General features: G+C 56.5%; 13 protein-coding genes. 11 read left to right on the forward strand and 2 right to left on the reverse strand.

The genetic code is table 11. The features are described from left to right. The first annotated feature begins 230 nt into the window (after positions 1–230). Both nhaA and nhaR read left to right on the forward strand, forming a co-directional pair. The gene (gene nhaA / locus JK621_RS02170; protein WP_212558459.1) at positions 231–1397 is read left to right on the forward strand and encodes a Na+/H+ antiporter NhaA; all 1167 of its coding nucleotides are present in this window, start codon (positions 231–233) and stop codon (positions 1395–1397) included. A gap of 194 nt (positions 1398–1591) precedes the next feature. After that, positions 1592–2491: a transcriptional activator NhaR gene (gene nhaR, locus JK621_RS02175; RefSeq protein WP_004950031.1), complete on the forward strand. Its 900-nt coding sequence runs from the start codon at positions 1592–1594 to the stop codon at positions 2489–2491. A 68-nt stretch (positions 2492–2559) separates the two neighbouring features. Here nhaR and rpsT read toward each other — a convergent pair whose 3' ends face one another. Next, positions 2560–2823 carry a 30S ribosomal protein S20 gene (gene rpsT, locus JK621_RS02180; protein ID WP_006317535.1) on the reverse strand — a complete coding sequence of 88 codons (264 nt, stop codon included), beginning with the start codon at positions 2821–2823 and terminating at the stop codon, positions 2560–2562. A 390-nt stretch (positions 2824–3213) separates the two neighbouring features. On the opposite strand from rpsT, the gene ribF reads away from it, so the two are divergent. From ribF to ispH, 5 genes are all read left to right on the forward strand, one after another. Continuing rightward, positions 3214–4152, forward strand: coding sequence for a bifunctional riboflavin kinase/FAD synthetase (gene ribF, locus JK621_RS02185; protein ID WP_212558460.1), 939 nt, complete (start codon positions 3214–3216; stop codon positions 4150–4152). 156 nt (positions 4153–4308) lie between these two features. Continuing rightward, a complete protein-coding gene (gene ileS, locus JK621_RS02190; protein WP_212558461.1) occupies positions 4309–7125 on the forward strand; it encodes an isoleucine--tRNA ligase in 2817 nt (938 codons plus the stop codon). A 13-nt stretch (positions 7126–7138) separates the two neighbouring features. Continuing rightward, positions 7139–7648 (forward strand): signal peptidase II, encoded by a 510-nt coding sequence (lspA, locus tag JK621_RS02195; protein WP_004950035.1) that lies wholly within the window; start codon positions 7139–7141, stop codon positions 7646–7648. A 1-nt stretch (position 7649) separates the two neighbouring features. After that, complete coding sequence (fkpB, locus tag JK621_RS02200; protein WP_212558462.1) at positions 7650–8120, forward strand: FKBP-type peptidyl-prolyl cis-trans isomerase; 471 nt, start codon at positions 7650–7652, stop codon at positions 8118–8120. Then, on the forward strand, positions 8101–9054 hold the full coding sequence (gene ispH, locus JK621_RS02205; RefSeq protein WP_212558463.1) for a 4-hydroxy-3-methylbut-2-enyl diphosphate reductase: 954 nt from the start codon (positions 8101–8103) through the stop codon (positions 9052–9054). The genes fkpB and ispH overlap by 20 nt, the downstream gene beginning before the upstream one ends. 307 nt (positions 9055–9361) lie before the next feature. Here the strand turns inward: ispH and JK621_RS02210 are convergent, their stop codons facing one another. Beyond that, the gene (locus JK621_RS02210) at positions 9362–10285 is read right to left on the reverse strand and encodes a LysR family transcriptional regulator (RefSeq protein ID WP_212558464.1); all 924 of its coding nucleotides are present in this window, start codon (positions 10283–10285) and stop codon (positions 9362–9364) included. Positions 10286–10475: 190 nt separating this feature from the next. Here JK621_RS02210 and pvcA point away from each other — a divergent pair, with 190 nt between their 5' ends. From pvcA to dapB, 4 genes are all read left to right on the forward strand, one after another. Beyond that, the gene (gene pvcA / locus JK621_RS02215; protein ID WP_212558465.1) at positions 10476–11441 is read left to right on the forward strand and encodes an L-tyrosine isonitrile synthase; all 966 of its coding nucleotides are present in this window, start codon (positions 10476–10478) and stop codon (positions 11439–11441) included. Positions 11442–11531: 90 nt separating this feature from the next. Beyond that, entirely contained in the window at positions 11532–12395 is an 864-nt protein-coding gene (locus tag JK621_RS02220) for a TauD/TfdA dioxygenase family protein (RefSeq protein ID WP_212558466.1), read from the forward strand. 24 nt (positions 12396–12419) lie between these two features. Then, complete coding sequence (locus JK621_RS02225; RefSeq protein WP_212560107.1) at positions 12420–13679, forward strand: glycosyltransferase; 1260 nt, start codon at positions 12420–12422, stop codon at positions 13677–13679. Between the two features lie 262 nt (positions 13680–13941). Continuing rightward, positions 13942–14763: a 4-hydroxy-tetrahydrodipicolinate reductase gene (gene dapB / locus JK621_RS02230; RefSeq protein WP_212558467.1), complete on the forward strand. Its 822-nt coding sequence runs from the start codon at positions 13942–13944 to the stop codon at positions 14761–14763. Positions 14764–14892: the final 129 nt, after the last annotated feature.

Consider the following 14892-nt stretch of genomic DNA (forward strand, 5'->3'; position numbering starts at 1 on the left):
CACTAGCTTGTTGCATGAAACCCCGGCGTCGAATCCGGGGTTTTTTATTGCCTCGGGCCTTTTACCGCCCCCACATTTAAATGTGACTCACATCTTCAATTGCTCGGTTTTTGCGATCTTTATAGCATTTATAAACGTGTTTTTTCGAGCTTAAACGGCGTCTATACTCATTCCATTATTTTGTCCGCGGGGCGTTTCTTCTGCCCCGCAATGCTGTGGAGAGACGTATTGTGACCAACATTATTCGTCAGTTTTTACGTCAGGAAGCCGCGGGCGGCATTATCCTGATTGTGGCCGCGATTATCGCGTTGATCATGGCCAATACCCCGGCTCAGGGGATTTATCACGCTTTTCTCGATTTACCTGTCATGGTGAAAATCTCCTCGCTGGAGATTGGCAAACCCTTGTTGCTATGGATTAACGACGGCCTGATGGCGATCTTTTTCCTGGTGGTCGGGTTGGAGGTTAAACGTGAGTTGATGGAAGGCTCGCTGGCCGGGCGTGACAAGGCGGTATTTCCGGCGATCGCCGCGTTGGGCGGTATGCTGGCGCCGGCGCTGATTTATTTGATGTTCAACGGCGCGGACGAGGTCACCCGTCAGGGCTGGGCTATCCCGGCGGCTACCGACATTGCGTTCGCCCTTGGGGTCATGGCGCTGTTGGGTAACCGTGTACCCACCAGTCTGAAGGTGTTCCTGTTGGCGTTGGCGATTATCGACGACCTGGGCGTGATCGTGATTATCGCGCTGTTTTATACCCATGAAGTGTCGATGACGGCGCTGGGCGTGGCGGCGGCTTCCATTGCCGTGCTGGCGTTGATGAACTGGCGCGGCGTGGGGAAAACCTCGCTCTATATGCTTGTCGGCCTGGTGCTGTGGGTAGCGATCCTGAAGTCCGGGGTGCATGCTACGTTGGCCGGGGTGATCGTCGGCTTTATGATACCGCTGCATGTGAAGAAGGGGCCGTCGCCGTCAGAGACGCTGGAGCATGGGCTGCATCCCTGGGTGGCGTTCCTGATACTGCCGCTGTTTGCTTTTGCCAACGCCGGCGTTTCATTGCAGGGCGTGTCGCTGAGCGGGCTGACCTCGCTGTTGCCGATGGGGATCGCAGTGGGTCTGTTTATCGGTAAACCCTTGGGCATCTTCACTTTTAGCCTGCTGGCGGTGAAGCTGGGTATCGCCCGCCTGCCTGAAGGAATGGGGTTCAAACAGGTGTTTGCCGTTTCTGTGCTCTGTGGCATTGGCTTCACCATGTCTATCTTCATCGCTTCGCTGGCCTTTGGCGATGCCGACGTGGCATTAAGCACCTACTCGCGGCTGGGTATCCTGATTGGTTCCACTACCGCGGCGGTGGTGGGATACGGTCTGTTGCGCCTGTCGTTACCGCGAGTCAGATAACTCCTTTAGGGGATCCCCTGTTGATGGGGAAACACTACAATAGCTGGTCGGAGCTGTTCGGTCTAAAATATGTTCAGTTTCGGCCATTCGGTTTGGGACGAATGCAGCAACAGGTTGTCTGAAATACAGCAAGGACATTAATCGCTCATCACGGCAGACCCTTTGCCGATGCGAAACGTTAAGGAGAGCACCTCGTGAGGATGTCGCATATCAACTTTAATCACCTTTACTACTTCTGGCAGGTCTGCAAAGAAGGTTCGGTGGTCGGCGCCGCCGAAGCGTTGTTTCTGACGCCGCAGACCATTACCGGCCAGATCAAAGCGCTGGAAGAACGTTTGGACGGCAAGCTGTTCAAGCGTCAGGGGCGTGGGCTGGTGCCTTCAGAGCTGGGGCAACTGGTTTTTCGTTACGCCGACAAGATGTTCATGCTCAGCCAGGAAATGCTGGATATCGTCAATTATCGCAAAGAATCCAACCTGCTGTTCGACGTGGGGGTAGCGGATGCGCTTTCCAAACGCCTGGTGAGTCAGGTTCTGGAAACGGCAGTGGTGGTGGATAACGAGCAAATTCACCTGCGTTGCTTTGAATCAACGCACGAGATGCTGTTGGAACAGCTCAGCCAGCACAAGCTGGATATGATCCTGTCAGACTGCCCGGTGGATTCCAGCCAGCAGGAAGGGTTATTTTCGCTCAAGCTGGGTGAGTGCGGCATTAGCTTCTTTTGCCGCCAGCCGGCACCGGATCTGCCGTTTCCCGCCTGTCTGGAGCAACGCAAGCTGCTGATACCCGGCCGCCGTTCGATGCTGGGGCGTAAACTGCTCAACTGGTTTAACACCCAGGGCATTCAGGTGGAGATTCTGGGCGAATTTGATGATGCCGCGCTGATGAAGACATTTGGCATGTACCACAACGCGATCTTCGTTGCGCCGACGCTGTATGCGCAGGACACTTATAACGATGATGACGTGGTGGAGATTGGGCGTATTGATAGCGTACAGGAAGAGTACTACATCATCTTTGCCGAGCGAATGATCCAGCATCCGGCGGTACAAAGGGTGTGCAACAAGGATTTCTCGGCGCTGTTTGCTTACTAGACCGGGTATTACAGACGTAAAAAAACCGGCCTGAGCCGGTTTTTTTTATCAAGCAGACAACACGATGCTTATTGCATTGCGTTGATGCGCGCCGACAGGTTTGACTTATGGCGTGCTGCTTTGTTTTTGTGGATCAGGCCTTTAGCAGCCTTGCGGTCCACGATTGGTTGCATTACGTTGAATGCGTTTTGTGCTACTTCTTTGTCGCCAGCTACGATTGCCGCTTCTACTTTCTTGATGTAGGTACGCATCATTGAACGACCACTAGCGTTGTGCTTGCGGCGTTTCTCAGACTGTACGGCGCGTTTCTTAGCTGATTTGATATTAGCCAAGGTCCAACTCCCAAATATATTCTATTGAGGACAATTCGAAGGCCGAGGAATATGCCCTTTTGGCCTGCGTTTGTCAATGAATTTGTGCAAATAAGCGCCGTTTGTACGGGCGGCACTTGCTACGTTGTGATGGCGCAGGATTTTACCAGCTTCGGTCATGGGAATACAGTCTTTCGCGAGAAAATTCGCCAATGATTTGTCGCGGTGGTCGCAAGCCATTGGCCGTAGTCGGTAATCGCGTTTATGGCGCCGGATAAACTGCGGTCAGGACGTTTCACCTGCCGATTATCTCCGGTATGGTATGTCTATTACATAAAGGCACCAATCGCGGGTTAACCTTAACCGCTGTACAAGGTATAATCCGGCGATTTCCACTGTTTTGAGCCAGCTATGCAGCTAATTCGCGGCGTTCACAATATCCGGGCACGTCACCATGGTTGCGTGCTCACCATCGGCAACTTCGACGGCGTACATCGCGGTCACCAGGCGTTGCTGGAGCAGCTGAAACAAGAAGGGCAGCGCCTCGGGCTGCCAGTGATGGTCATGATCTTTGAGCCGCAGCCGCTGGAAATGTTTGCAGCGGACAAGGCGCCGGCCCGTCTCACGCGTTTGCGTGACAAGGCCAAATACCTGGCGCAGGCGGGGGTTGATTACCTGCTGTGCGTCAAGTTTGATCCGCGTTTCGCCGCCAATACCGCCCAAGCGTTCGTCGCCGAACTGCTGGTGGAAAAGCTTGGCGTAAAATTCCTGATGGTCGGGGATGATTTTCGCTTTGGTGCAGCTCGCCAGGGCGATTTTCCGCTATTGCAGAAAGCCGGGGAAGAATACGGCTTTGAGGTGATCAGCACGCCGACCTTCCGTGAAGGCGATCAACGCATCAGCAGCACGGCTATTCGCAATGCGCTGCGCGATGACGACCTGGCGCAGGCAGAAGCGCTGCTGGGCCATCCGTACAGCATTTCGGGCCGGGTGGTGCACGGCGATGAACTGGGCCGCACCATTGGCTTCCCAACCGCCAACCTGCCGCTGAAGCGCCTGGTTGCGCCGGTGAAAGGGGTTTATGCCGTGGATGTTTATGGTCTGGGCCCTGAACCGCTCCCGGGCGTGGCCAATATCGGCACGCGCCCAACCGTTGCCGGCGTGCGGCAGCAGCTGGAAGTCCACCTGCTGGATGTCACAATGGATCTTTACGGGCGCCATATTGACGTGGTGCTCCGCGCGAAATTGCGCAATGAACAGCGTTTTGCTTCGCTCGATGCGCTGAAGCAGCAAATCGCCAATGATGTGGTGACGGCCCGAAAGTTCTTCGGGTTAAAAACACTGGTTTAATCGTTTACCCTAAACAATTCGAGTGGCATCGCGGCGGCAACCGCGCGAACCCCGATGAGCTTGCACAGGCAAGTGATTCGGGTAAGAAAGGGCGGCCGACAAAGATGCAGCTTGAAGTGTGACGGGTAAATAGCCGAAAACGGAAACGAGAATCTCATGAGTGACTACAAGAATACCCTGAACTTGCCGGAAACAGGGTTCCCGATGCGCGGCGATCTCGCCAAGCGTGAACCTGGCATGCTGCAACGTTGGTATGAGCAGGATCTGTACGGGATGATTCGTACTGCCAAAAAGGGCAAGAAATCCTTCATTTTGCATGACGGCCCTCCGTATGCGAACGGCAGCATTCACATTGGTCACTCGGTTAACAAGATTCTCAAAGACATTATTATCAAGTCTAAAGGGATGTCCGGTTTCGACTCGCCTTATATTCCGGGTTGGGACTGCCATGGCCTGCCGATCGAACTGAAAGTAGAGCAGCTGTACGGCAAGCCGGGCGAGAAGCTCACCCCGGCGGAATTCCGTCAGAAATGCCGCGAGTATGCCGCCGAACAGGTTGAAGGTCAGAAGAAAGACTTCATCCGTCTGGGCGTGCTGGGCGACTGGGATCACCCGTACCTGACCATGGACTTCAAAACAGAAGCCAACATCATCCGCGCGCTGGGCAAAATCATCAGCAACGGCCACCTGCTGAAAGGCGCGAAGCCGGTGCATTGGTGTACCGACTGCGGCTCTTCGCTGGCGGAAGCGGAAGTCGAGTATTACGACAAAACCTCGCCGTCTATCGATGTGGCCTTCCACGCGGTTGACGCGGCTGCCGTGGCGGCCAAATTTGGCGTGACCCATTTTAACGGCCCGGTTTCTCTGGTGATCTGGACCACGACGCCGTGGACGCTGCCGGCTAACCGCGCTATCTCGCTGCACCCTGAGTTTGCTTATCAACTGGTGCAGGTTGAAGGCCAGTGCCTGATCCTGGCGGCCGAACTGGTCGAGAGCGTGATGAAACGCGCCGGCATCAGCGAGTGGAGCGTGTTGGGCAGCTGCAAAGGCGCCGATCTGGAGCTGCTGCGCTTCGAACACCCGTTCATGGGCTTCGACGTGCCGGCAATCCTCGGTGAGCACGTCACGCTGGACGCCGGTACCGGTGCGGTGCATACCGCGCCTGGCCACGGCCCGGACGACTTCGTGATCGGCCAGAAATACGGCCTGGAAGTGGCCAACCCGGTGGGGCCGAACGGTTGCTACCTGACCGGCACCTACCCGCTGCTGGATGGCAAGTTCGTGTTCAAGGCCAACGATCTGATCGTCGAACTGTTGCGTGAGAAAGGTGCGTTGCTGCACGTGGAAAAACTGGTTCACAGCTACCCATGCTGCTGGCGCCACAAGACGCCGATCATTTTCCGCGCGACCCCGCAATGGTTCATCAGCATGGATCAGAAAGGCCTGCGTCAGCAGTCGCTGGAAGAGATCAAAGGCGTGCAGTGGATCCCTGAATGGGGCCAGGCGCGTATCGAAATGATGGTGGCTAACCGCCCGGACTGGTGCATCTCGCGTCAGCGTACCTGGGGTGTGCCGATGTCGCTGTTCGTGCACAAAGACACCGAGCAACTGCATCCGCGCAGCGTCGAGCTGATGGAAGAAGTCGCCAAACGCGTTGAGCAGGACGGCATTCAAGCCTGGTGGGATTTGGACGCGGCCGATATCCTCGGTGCCGACGCCGCCGACTACGTGAAAGTACCTGATACCCTGGACGTGTGGTTCGACTCAGGTTCAACCCACTCTTCGGTCGTGGACGTACGCCCTGAGTTTAACGGCCACGGCGCCGACATGTATCTGGAAGGGTCGGATCAGCATCGCGGCTGGTTCATGTCATCGCTGATGATCTCCACCGCCATGAAGGGCAAGGCGCCTTATAAAGAAGTGCTGACCCACGGTTTCACCGTTGACGGTCAGGGCCGCAAGATGTCCAAGTCGATCGGCAACACCATCAGTCCGCAGGACGTGATGAACAAGCTGGGTGGCGACATTCTGCGTCTGTGGGTAGCTTCGACCGATTACACCGGCGAGATTGCGGTTTCCGATGAAATTCTGAAGCGCTCCGCCGATTCTTACCGCCGTATCCGTAACACCGCGCGCTTCCTGCTGGCCAACCTGAACGGGTTCGAGCCGAGCACCGACTGCGTGGCACCGGAAGACATGGTGGTGCTGGATCGCTGGGCGGTCGGCCGTGCGCTGGCGGCGCAGCAGGATATCGAGCAGGCCTACGCCAACTACGATTTCCATGAAGTGGTGCAGCGTCTGATGCAGTTCTGTTCGGTCGAGATGGGCTCCTTCTACCTGGATATCATCAAGGATCGTCAGTACACCGCGAAGAGCGACAGCGTCGCTCGCCGCAGCTGCCAGACCGCGCTGTTCCACATCGCGGAAGCGCTGGTGCGTTGGATGGCACCGATCATGTCGTTCACCGCTGACGAAATCTGGGGCTTCCTGCCGGGCAAACGCACGCAGTACGTGTTTACCGAGGAGTGGTACGACGGCTTGTTCGGCCTGGCCGAAGGCGAAAGCATGAACGATGCCTTCTGGGCCGAGCTGCTGAAAGTGCGTGGCGAAGTGAACAAGGTTCTGGAGCAGGCGCGAGCCGATAAACGCCTTGGCGGTTCTCTGGAGGCTGCGGTCACGCTGTATGCCGACAGCGAGCTGGCTGAGCGCCTTAATAGCCTGAAAGACGAGCTGCGCTTCGTGCTGCTGACCTCGGCGGCACGCGTTGCACCTCTGGCGGATGCGCCGGCGGACGCGCAGCAATCAGAGCTGGTGAAAGGTCTGAAGATTGCCTTCAGCACTGCGGAAGGCGAGAAATGCCCGCGTTGTTGGCATTACACCACTGACATCGGCCTGGTGGCGGATCACGCAGACATCTGCGGCCGCTGTGTGATCAACGTAGCCGGCGACGGCGAAAAGCGTAACTACGCCTGAGAACAAGTGCCTGATGAGTAAACCAATCTGTTCGACCGGCCTGCGTTGGCTATGGGTGATGGTAGTGGTGCTGGTGCTGGATTTTGCCAGCAAGCAGTGGATCCTCGGTAACTTCGTGCTGGGCCAGTCCCAGCCGTTGATCCCGTCGTTCAATCTGTTCTATGCGCGCAACTACGGCGCCGCATTCAGCTTCCTCGCCGATCACGGCGGCTGGCAGCGCTGGTTCTTCGCCGGCATCGCTGTCGCCATCGTGGCGGTGCTGCTGGTGATGATGTACCGCAGCCAGGCGCAGCAGAAGCTGAACAACATCGCCTATGCTTTTATCATCGGCGGTGCGCTCGGCAACCTGTTCGATCGTCTTTGGCACGGTTTCGTGGTCGATTTTATCGATTTCTATGTGGGCAACTGGCATTACCCGACCTTCAACCTGGCGGATAGCTTTATCTGCGTGGGGGCGGCGATGATTGTGCTGGAAGGTTTCCTGTCGCCGGCGAGCAAAGGCGCAAAGAGTAAAGGTGAGTAATATGACGGCTCAGGTTAACGGTGACAGCGCCGTATTGGTTCATTTCACGCTGAAACTGGAAGACGGCTCAACGGCAGAGTCGACCCGCGGTAACGGCAAACCGGCGTTGTTCCGCCTGGGTGACGGCAGCCTGTCGGCTCCGTTGGAAGAGCAACTGCTCGGCCTGCGTGCGGGCGACAAATGCGCCTTTACCCTGCAGCCGGAAGCGGCGTTCGGCGCAGAGAATCCGGATCTGGTCCAGTTTTTCTCACGCCGTGATTTCGCGGAAACCGGGGTGCCGGACGTGGGCACCATCATGCTGTTTACCGCCATCGACGGCAGCGAAATGCCGGGTGTGGTGCGTGAAGTAGCGGAAGATTCGATTACCGTTGATTTCAACCATCCGTTGGCGGGCCATCCGGTGAGCTTCGATATCGAAGTGCTGGAGATTGACCCGCAGCAGGAGGAGACGCATGCAAATATTGCTGGCTAACCCACGCGGCTTTTGCGCCGGGGTTGATCGTGCGATCAGTATCGTTGAGCGCGCGCTGGAGATTTACGGCGCGCCTATCTACGTGCGTCACGAAGTGGTGCATAACCGCTACGTGGTAGACAGCCTGCGCGAGCGTGGGGCGGTGTTCATCGAAGAGATTGCCGAAGTGCCGGACGGGTCGATTCTGATCTTCTCGGCGCACGGGGTTTCCCAGGCGGTGCGGGCAGAAGCCAAAGCCCGTGATCTGACCATGCTGTTTGACGCTACCTGCCCGCTGGTGACCAAGGTGCATATGGAGGTGGCGCGAGCCAGCCGCCGGGGTACCGAGGCGATCCTGATTGGCCATGCCGGCCATCCGGAAGTGGAAGGCACCATGGGCCAGTACAGCAACCCGAAAGGCGGCATGTATTTGGTGGAGTCGCCGGAAGACGTGTGGAAGCTGCAGGTGAAGGACGAAAAGAACCTGTGCTTTATGACGCAGACCACGCTGTCGGTGGATGACACCTCAGAAGTGATCGATGCCCTGCGCCAGCGTTTTCCGAGCATTATCGGGCCGCGCAAGGACGACATCTGCTACGCCACGACTAACCGTCAGGAAGCGGTGCGCAACCTGGCCGGCGATGCGGACGTAGTGCTGGTGGTCGGGTCGAAGAACTCTTCCAACTCCAATCGTCTGGCCGAGCTGGCTCAGCGCGTCGGCAAGCCGGCGTACCTGATCGACTCCGCGGCGGATATTCAGGAAGCCTGGTTGAAAAACGCCAGTAACATCGGCGTGACCGCCGGGGCTTCGGCGCCGGATGTGCTGGTTCAGGACGTCATCAGCCGCCTGCGAGCGATGGGCGGGGTGGATGTGCATGAAGTCAGTGGCCGTGAAGAGAATATCGTATTTGAAGTGCCCAAAGAGCTGCGTGTCGATATCAGACAGGTCGAGTAAGCCTTTTGGCAAAAGTGTTACCGCGGGGAGCTATCAGCTCCCCGTTTTGCATTTTGGGGATAAGCTGCGGGGAAATGGCAGAATTGAGAAATAGAGAGGGGTTGATTCAAATTTTCTGTTACTTAAAGCCCCGTTCGTTCTGACTATTTGAATTGATTTTGGATAAACGCTTATATTGGCGAAAGTAAAGTTATTAAGGATAATATTATTAGGCTGCAATCTAAAAATAACGCGCTGGTGCTGGTCAGCAATCGGCTGAAAAGTTAATAAACTAAATTAATTAGCGTTACAGACACTTCTTATTTAATTAAGTGCGTAACTGATTTTCTGAATTTTGTTCTTTTTCTTTTAAATGGATTTTCATATGCTCCAGTAAACGGCGAACCTTTAATGGTTGGCTGTCCCGGCGCGGCATAATCGCATAGCAATTAATCTCCGGCAACCGCCATGCAGGCAACACTTCCACCAAATCACCGCTGCGCAATTCACGTTCAACATTGACAAAGAAATTACGGATAATCCCCTTGCCGGCCAGCGCCAATTCTTTCATCGCCATGCCGTTATTGGTAAATAAGCGCCCGGTCATGCGTAGCCGGTGTTCATCGCCATTCGCGTGGACCAGCCTGACAAATTGCGGGTTCCCCAAAGGGGTGAAGGTGACCCATTGATGGCGGGTGAGCGCCTGTGGCGTCTCCGGCGCGCCGTGCTCGGCAAGGTAGGCTGGAGAGGCGCACAACACTTCGCGAAAGCGCGCCAGGCGGGTGGAGACGTAGCTGGAATCGGCCAGCACGCCGCCACGGATCGCCAAATCTATCCGCTGTCCTATCAGGTCGATTTTTTCGTCATGGATTTCCAGCCGCAGAGTGATGCGCGGGTGTTCATCCAGGAAACTTTGCAACGCCGGTACCAGATAATGGGTGGCGAACTCCGTGGAGGTGGCGACGCGCAGTTCACCGGCCAGTTCGCCGCGCAGCGCGGCAATACGCTGTTGGCCCCGCTCGGCGGCATGGATCATCAACACGCAATCCTCATAAAAACATTGGCCGGCTTCGGTCAGGCTCAGTGAGCGGGTAGATCGCAGAAGCAATTGAATGCCCAGTTCGTTTTCCAGCTGGCGGATATGCTGGCTGACGGCTGAGGTGGTAATGCCTAATTCTTTGGCTGCCATGCTGAACGCGCCGCAATCGACAACTTTAGAAAAAATAGCCATGCGTTTTAGAATATTACTCATAGTTTGTTAAGTTCAACTTAACCAAGATTGCAAATTATAAGGGCTAATAATATAGCATTATCTCTTCTATATTTCCTGAAGTCGATAAACGCCACGGTGAGACTTATTGCCTGTTCGTCATTCCTTTTTTGATAAGTCTTATTGCGTTTGCGAATAAATCTCTTACGCCACATCTGAACAGGAGTTAATTGTGGATAATGCCCATATTGAAACCGTGTCATTAAAAATCCTGCATGAGCTATTACAATATCGGCGTCGCTTTCCCGGCCTTGAAGCGTCAAATACTGAGGAGGAGCGGGTCGTTTCTCAGGTGCAATTGCCGCGTATTCGGGCATTCATTGCAAACAATCAGCGTCTCGAATTTGTGCTGCCGGCCTTCCCGACAAAATCGCCCAATACCAATAAAGTGATAGGGGCGGTTCCCGATATGGCGGAACGCCTATCGCTGATATTCCTTAATTCTCTGTGTCAGCGCATCCAGCTTTATTATCCGCCGGGAGCGCATATCGTGATCTGCTCCGATGGTCATGTGTTCGGCGATTTGATCCGCGTCAGCGACGATGCCATCAACCATTATCAGCGCGAAATTGAAAACCTGCTGCACGAGGTGGGGGCGACGCACCTGAGCGTGTTCAACCTGGGTGACGTCGAAGGGCTGGCGGAACATACCGACGATTATGACCTGCTGCGTCAACTGCTGGTCGACGGCTACGCCGAACCGGAGGAGGCAATCAAACGGCAACTGATGCAGGACGAGCAGGGGCTGCAGCTGTATCGCGCCATTACCCGTTTTCTGTATGAAGACAGCCAGTTGCCGGGTTACAGCGGCTCCAACGCGGCATTGCAGAAAGACGCCAAACAGCGCGCCTGCGGCGTGATACAGCGCAGTTGGGCCTGGGGCAATCTGCTGGCCCGACATTTCCCGGCGGCGATACGCCTGTCGATCCACCCGCAACCCGCCGACAGCCTGAAAATGGGCATCCATATGATGCCGACCAAAGACGACTGGCTGACGCCGTGGCACGGTGTGGCGGTAAACGTCAACGGCCAGTTCGTGCTGATGAAGCGCAAAGACGCGCAGCGACTGGCGGGTGAGCTGGTGGCGATCCGCGGCACGCCAAGCCATTACCTGATCGAACAGCCTCAGGTGGCGTAACGCGCCACGTTACGCCCGCAACCTTGGCGGGCGTGTTTTAACGGCATGGTTGCCGTGTGAGCAGCAAATTCGCTTCAAGGAGAGTCACCGATGGACAATCAACAACTGAATTGCCGCATTGAACTGAATACCCCGTTTGGCGCAGTGCTGACCCCGCAACATCCCGGGCAGCAGATCGCCTCTCTGCCGGTAGCGGCGCTGCGGGCGCTGGCGCAAAGACACCATCTGCTGGTGCTGCGCGGTTTCGATTCCGGCTTTACCGATCCTCAGGTGTTGACCCGCTATGCCGGCGGTTGGGGAGAGATCATGATGTGGCCGTTCGGCGCCGTGCTGGACGTGAAGGAGCACCCGGACGCCAAAGATCACATTTTCGACAGCAGCTATGTCCCCTTGCACTGGGATGGCATGTACAAGCCGACCATTCCGGAGTTTCAGTTATTCCACTGCGTGGCGGCGCCGTCGCAGGATGAAGGCGGCCGCACCACCTTTGTGGATACCACGCGGCTGCTGGCCAATGCCGATGAGTCGCTGCTGGCGCAGTGGCTGAAGGTGTCTATTTCTTATCGGATCAAGCAAGTGGTTCACTATGGCGGCGAGGTCTGTTCGCCGCTGGTGGTGACGCATCCGAGCGGCAGCGGGTTGATCATGCGTTACAACGAACCGCCGACGGAGGGCAAGAAGTTCCTTAACCAGCATGCGCTTGAATACCATGGCGTGCCGCAGGAAGAGCAGGAGGCTTTTCATCAGACTCTGCAACAGCATCTCTACGATCCCCGTCATTATTACGCCCACCGGTGGCAGCGGGGCGATGTGGTGGTAGCGGATAACTTCTCGCTGCTGCACGGACGGGAAGGTTTCACCGCCCGCTCCGCCCGTCATCTGCAGCGCGTGCATATTCAGAGCAACCCGGTGTGCGCCAACCTGGCGCTGAAGCCGGCCAACGCGGAGGCGTAACGGGACATTATGGCAAGAATACTGATGGCGGCGGTCGCCACCCCGGGGCACGTTTACCCGATGTTGGCTATCGCCCGGCACTTGATTGCCCAGGGCCACCGGGTGCGAGTGATGACCGGTGCGCTGTTCCGCGAACGCGCCGAAGCGGTGGGCGCGCAGTTTGTGCCTTTCGATGCGCAGGTGGATTTCGATTATCGTTACCTGGAGCAGCATTTTCCCGAACGCGCCGCGCTGCCGCCGGGCAATGCGCAGATGGCGCTGGCGCTGAAAGATTTCTTCGCCGCGCCGATCCCGTTGCTGGACCGGCAACTCAGGGCGGCGATAGCCGCCGAGGCGACCGATCTGCTGATGGTGGAAAACTGCTTTTACGGGGTATTGCCGCTGTTGCAGGCAAGCGACCGCCTGCCGGTGATCGGCATTGGCGTGACGCCGTTGTCGTATTCTTCACGCGACTCCATCTTCTACGGGCCGCGCATTCCCCCGGCGCTGTTGCCGCGCGAACTGCAACGCGAACAACTGGTGGACGAAGCCACTCGCGCGTTGATCGATGAGGTACAACAGCGTTTCAATTCCGCGATGGTGCAATCCGGCGGCAGGGCGCTGCAACAGCCGTTCACGGATGCGTTGATAGGCGGCTGCAATCGCTTTTTGCAACTGGCTACCCCGGCGCTGGAGTATCCGCGTGAGGATCTGCCGGCAAGTGTGCGATTTATCGGCCCGTTGCGCGGTGCGGTGGCGGCACAGCAAGGCGGGGACGAGTGGGATGAAACGGATCCTCGCCCGTTGGTTATCGTGACGCAGGGTACGCTGGCGAATGTCGATCTGCGCCAGTTGATTGTTCCGACGCTAAAAGCGCTGGCCGGGTTACCGGTGCGGGTGCTGGCGACCAGCGGCGGCCGCCCGGTTGACGGCGTGCTGGCGCAACTGCCGGACAACGCCAGAGTACGGCAGTTTATCTCTTTCGAGCACTGGCTGCCGCAGGCGGCGTTGTTGGTCACCAATGGCGGTTATGGCTCGATCAACTACGCGCTGGATCATGGCGTGCCCCTGATTGTCGCCGGTACCGGCGAAGATAAGCTCGAGGCGGCCTCTCGGGTGGTGGCTGCGGGCTGCGGGATTAACCTGCACACCAGCGAGCCGGATGAGGCGCAATTGCGGCAGGCCGTGCAGCAGCTCCTGTCGCAGCCGGTTTATCGGCAGCGTGCGGCGTTGGTACAGGCCGACTATGCCTGCCATGATGCATTGGCGGCGATTGCCGAAGAGGTGGCAGCCTTAACCGCCTGAAAGCCGTCATCGAGTTTCTCCGGGCGCCCTTTGCGGCGCCTTTTTTATGCATATATCTCTCATCAAATTTGCATGATTATGTACAATTGAAAAACGGGTTTTATTTGACCGATTGTTAACCTATTGACAACATTACTGATGAAAAGCGGGGGATATCATAATTTTCTAATTATGAAATGAATCTTCTGGCGGTGATCCTGTGGGGCAGTTACCCTAAACTTATAGCCTATGGAGTAGGCGTCTAATCAAGAAGAGAGCAAGCATGACTGATTCACAAATCCGCATTGCGATTGCGGGTTCCGGCGGCCGCATGGGGCGCCAATTGATCCAGGCGGTACATCAGGCGCAGGGCGTGGTGCTGGGGGCTGCGGTGTCGCGTCCGGGTTCAAGCCTGATCGGCACCGATGCCGGTGAACTGGCGGGCGTGGGCGCGCTGGGCATTACCGTCAGCGACAGCCTGGAAAAGGTGGTCGATGACTTCGATATTCTGATCGACTTCACCCGGCCGGAGAGCTCGCTGGCGTACCTGGCTTTCTGCGTCGAACATCACAAGGCGATTGTGATCGGCACCACCGGTTTTGACGATGCAGGCAAAGAGGCTATCCGCGCCGCCGCCCAGCAGATTGGCATCGTGTTCGCCGCCAACTTCAGCGTGGGCGTCAATCTGGTGCTGAAACTGTTGGAAAAAGCCGCTCAGGTGATGGGCGATTACACCGACATTGAGATTGTTGAGGCGCACCACCGCCATAAAGTGGATGCCCCTTCGGGCACGGCGTTGGCCATGGGCGAGGCGATTGCCGGCGCGCTGGGGCGTGACCTGAAAGAGTGCGCCGTCTATGCGCGCGAAGGTTATACCGGCGAACGCGATCCCAAGAGCATAGGCTTCGCCACCATTCGTGCCGGCGATATCGTCGGGGAGCATACCGCGATGTTTGCCGACATCGGAGAACGGGTAGAAATCACCCATAAGGCCTCCAGTCGCATGACTTTTGCCACTGGTGCGGTTCGGGCAGCATCCTGGTTGCATGATCGCGATAAAGGCCTGTTTGATATGCGTGACGTGCTCGGATTGGACCAGTTATAATCGATTTGAATACCATCGTGATGTGGTTGTATTTATCATAAGGCTATGATTAACGGACAATAATTTTATTGTCCTTTTTTTTAACATTGAAAATGAAGCATTGACCTATTTTTCTTTAATTAATTATTA

It is taken from the genome of Serratia plymuthica (genome assembly GCF_018336935.1).
GTDB classification, from domain to species: Bacteria; Pseudomonadota; Gammaproteobacteria; order Enterobacterales; family Enterobacteriaceae; genus Serratia; species Serratia plymuthica_B.

What these genes read in the sequence shown, in the direction of transcription:
- ileS (WP_212558461.1), top strand. Translation starts at nt 4,309, where the DNA reads ATGAGTGACTACAAGAATACCCTGAACTTGCCGGAAACAGGGTTCCCG.
- dapB (WP_212558467.1), top strand. Translation starts at nt 13,942, where the DNA reads ATGACTGATTCACAAATCCGCATTGCGATTGCGGGTTCCGGCGGCCGC.
- fkpB (WP_212558462.1), top strand. Translation starts at nt 7,650, where the DNA reads ATGACGGCTCAGGTTAACGGTGACAGCGCCGTATTGGTTCATTTCACG.
- ribF (WP_212558460.1), top strand. Translation starts at nt 3,214, where the DNA reads ATGCAGCTAATTCGCGGCGTTCACAATATCCGGGCACGTCACCATGGT.
- JK621_RS02225 (WP_212560107.1), top strand. Translation starts at nt 12,420, where the DNA reads ATGGCGGCGGTCGCCACCCCGGGGCACGTTTACCCGATGTTGGCTATC.
- ispH (WP_212558463.1), top strand. Translation starts at nt 8,101, where the DNA reads ATGCAAATATTGCTGGCTAACCCACGCGGCTTTTGCGCCGGGGTTGAT.
- JK621_RS02220 (WP_212558466.1), top strand. Translation starts at nt 11,532, where the DNA reads ATGGACAATCAACAACTGAATTGCCGCATTGAACTGAATACCCCGTTT.
- JK621_RS02210 (WP_212558464.1), bottom strand. Translation starts at nt 10,285, where the DNA reads ATGAGTAATATTCTAAAACGCATGGCTATTTTTTCTAAAGTTGTCGAT.
- lspA (WP_004950035.1), top strand. Translation starts at nt 7,139, where the DNA reads ATGAGTAAACCAATCTGTTCGACCGGCCTGCGTTGGCTATGGGTGATG.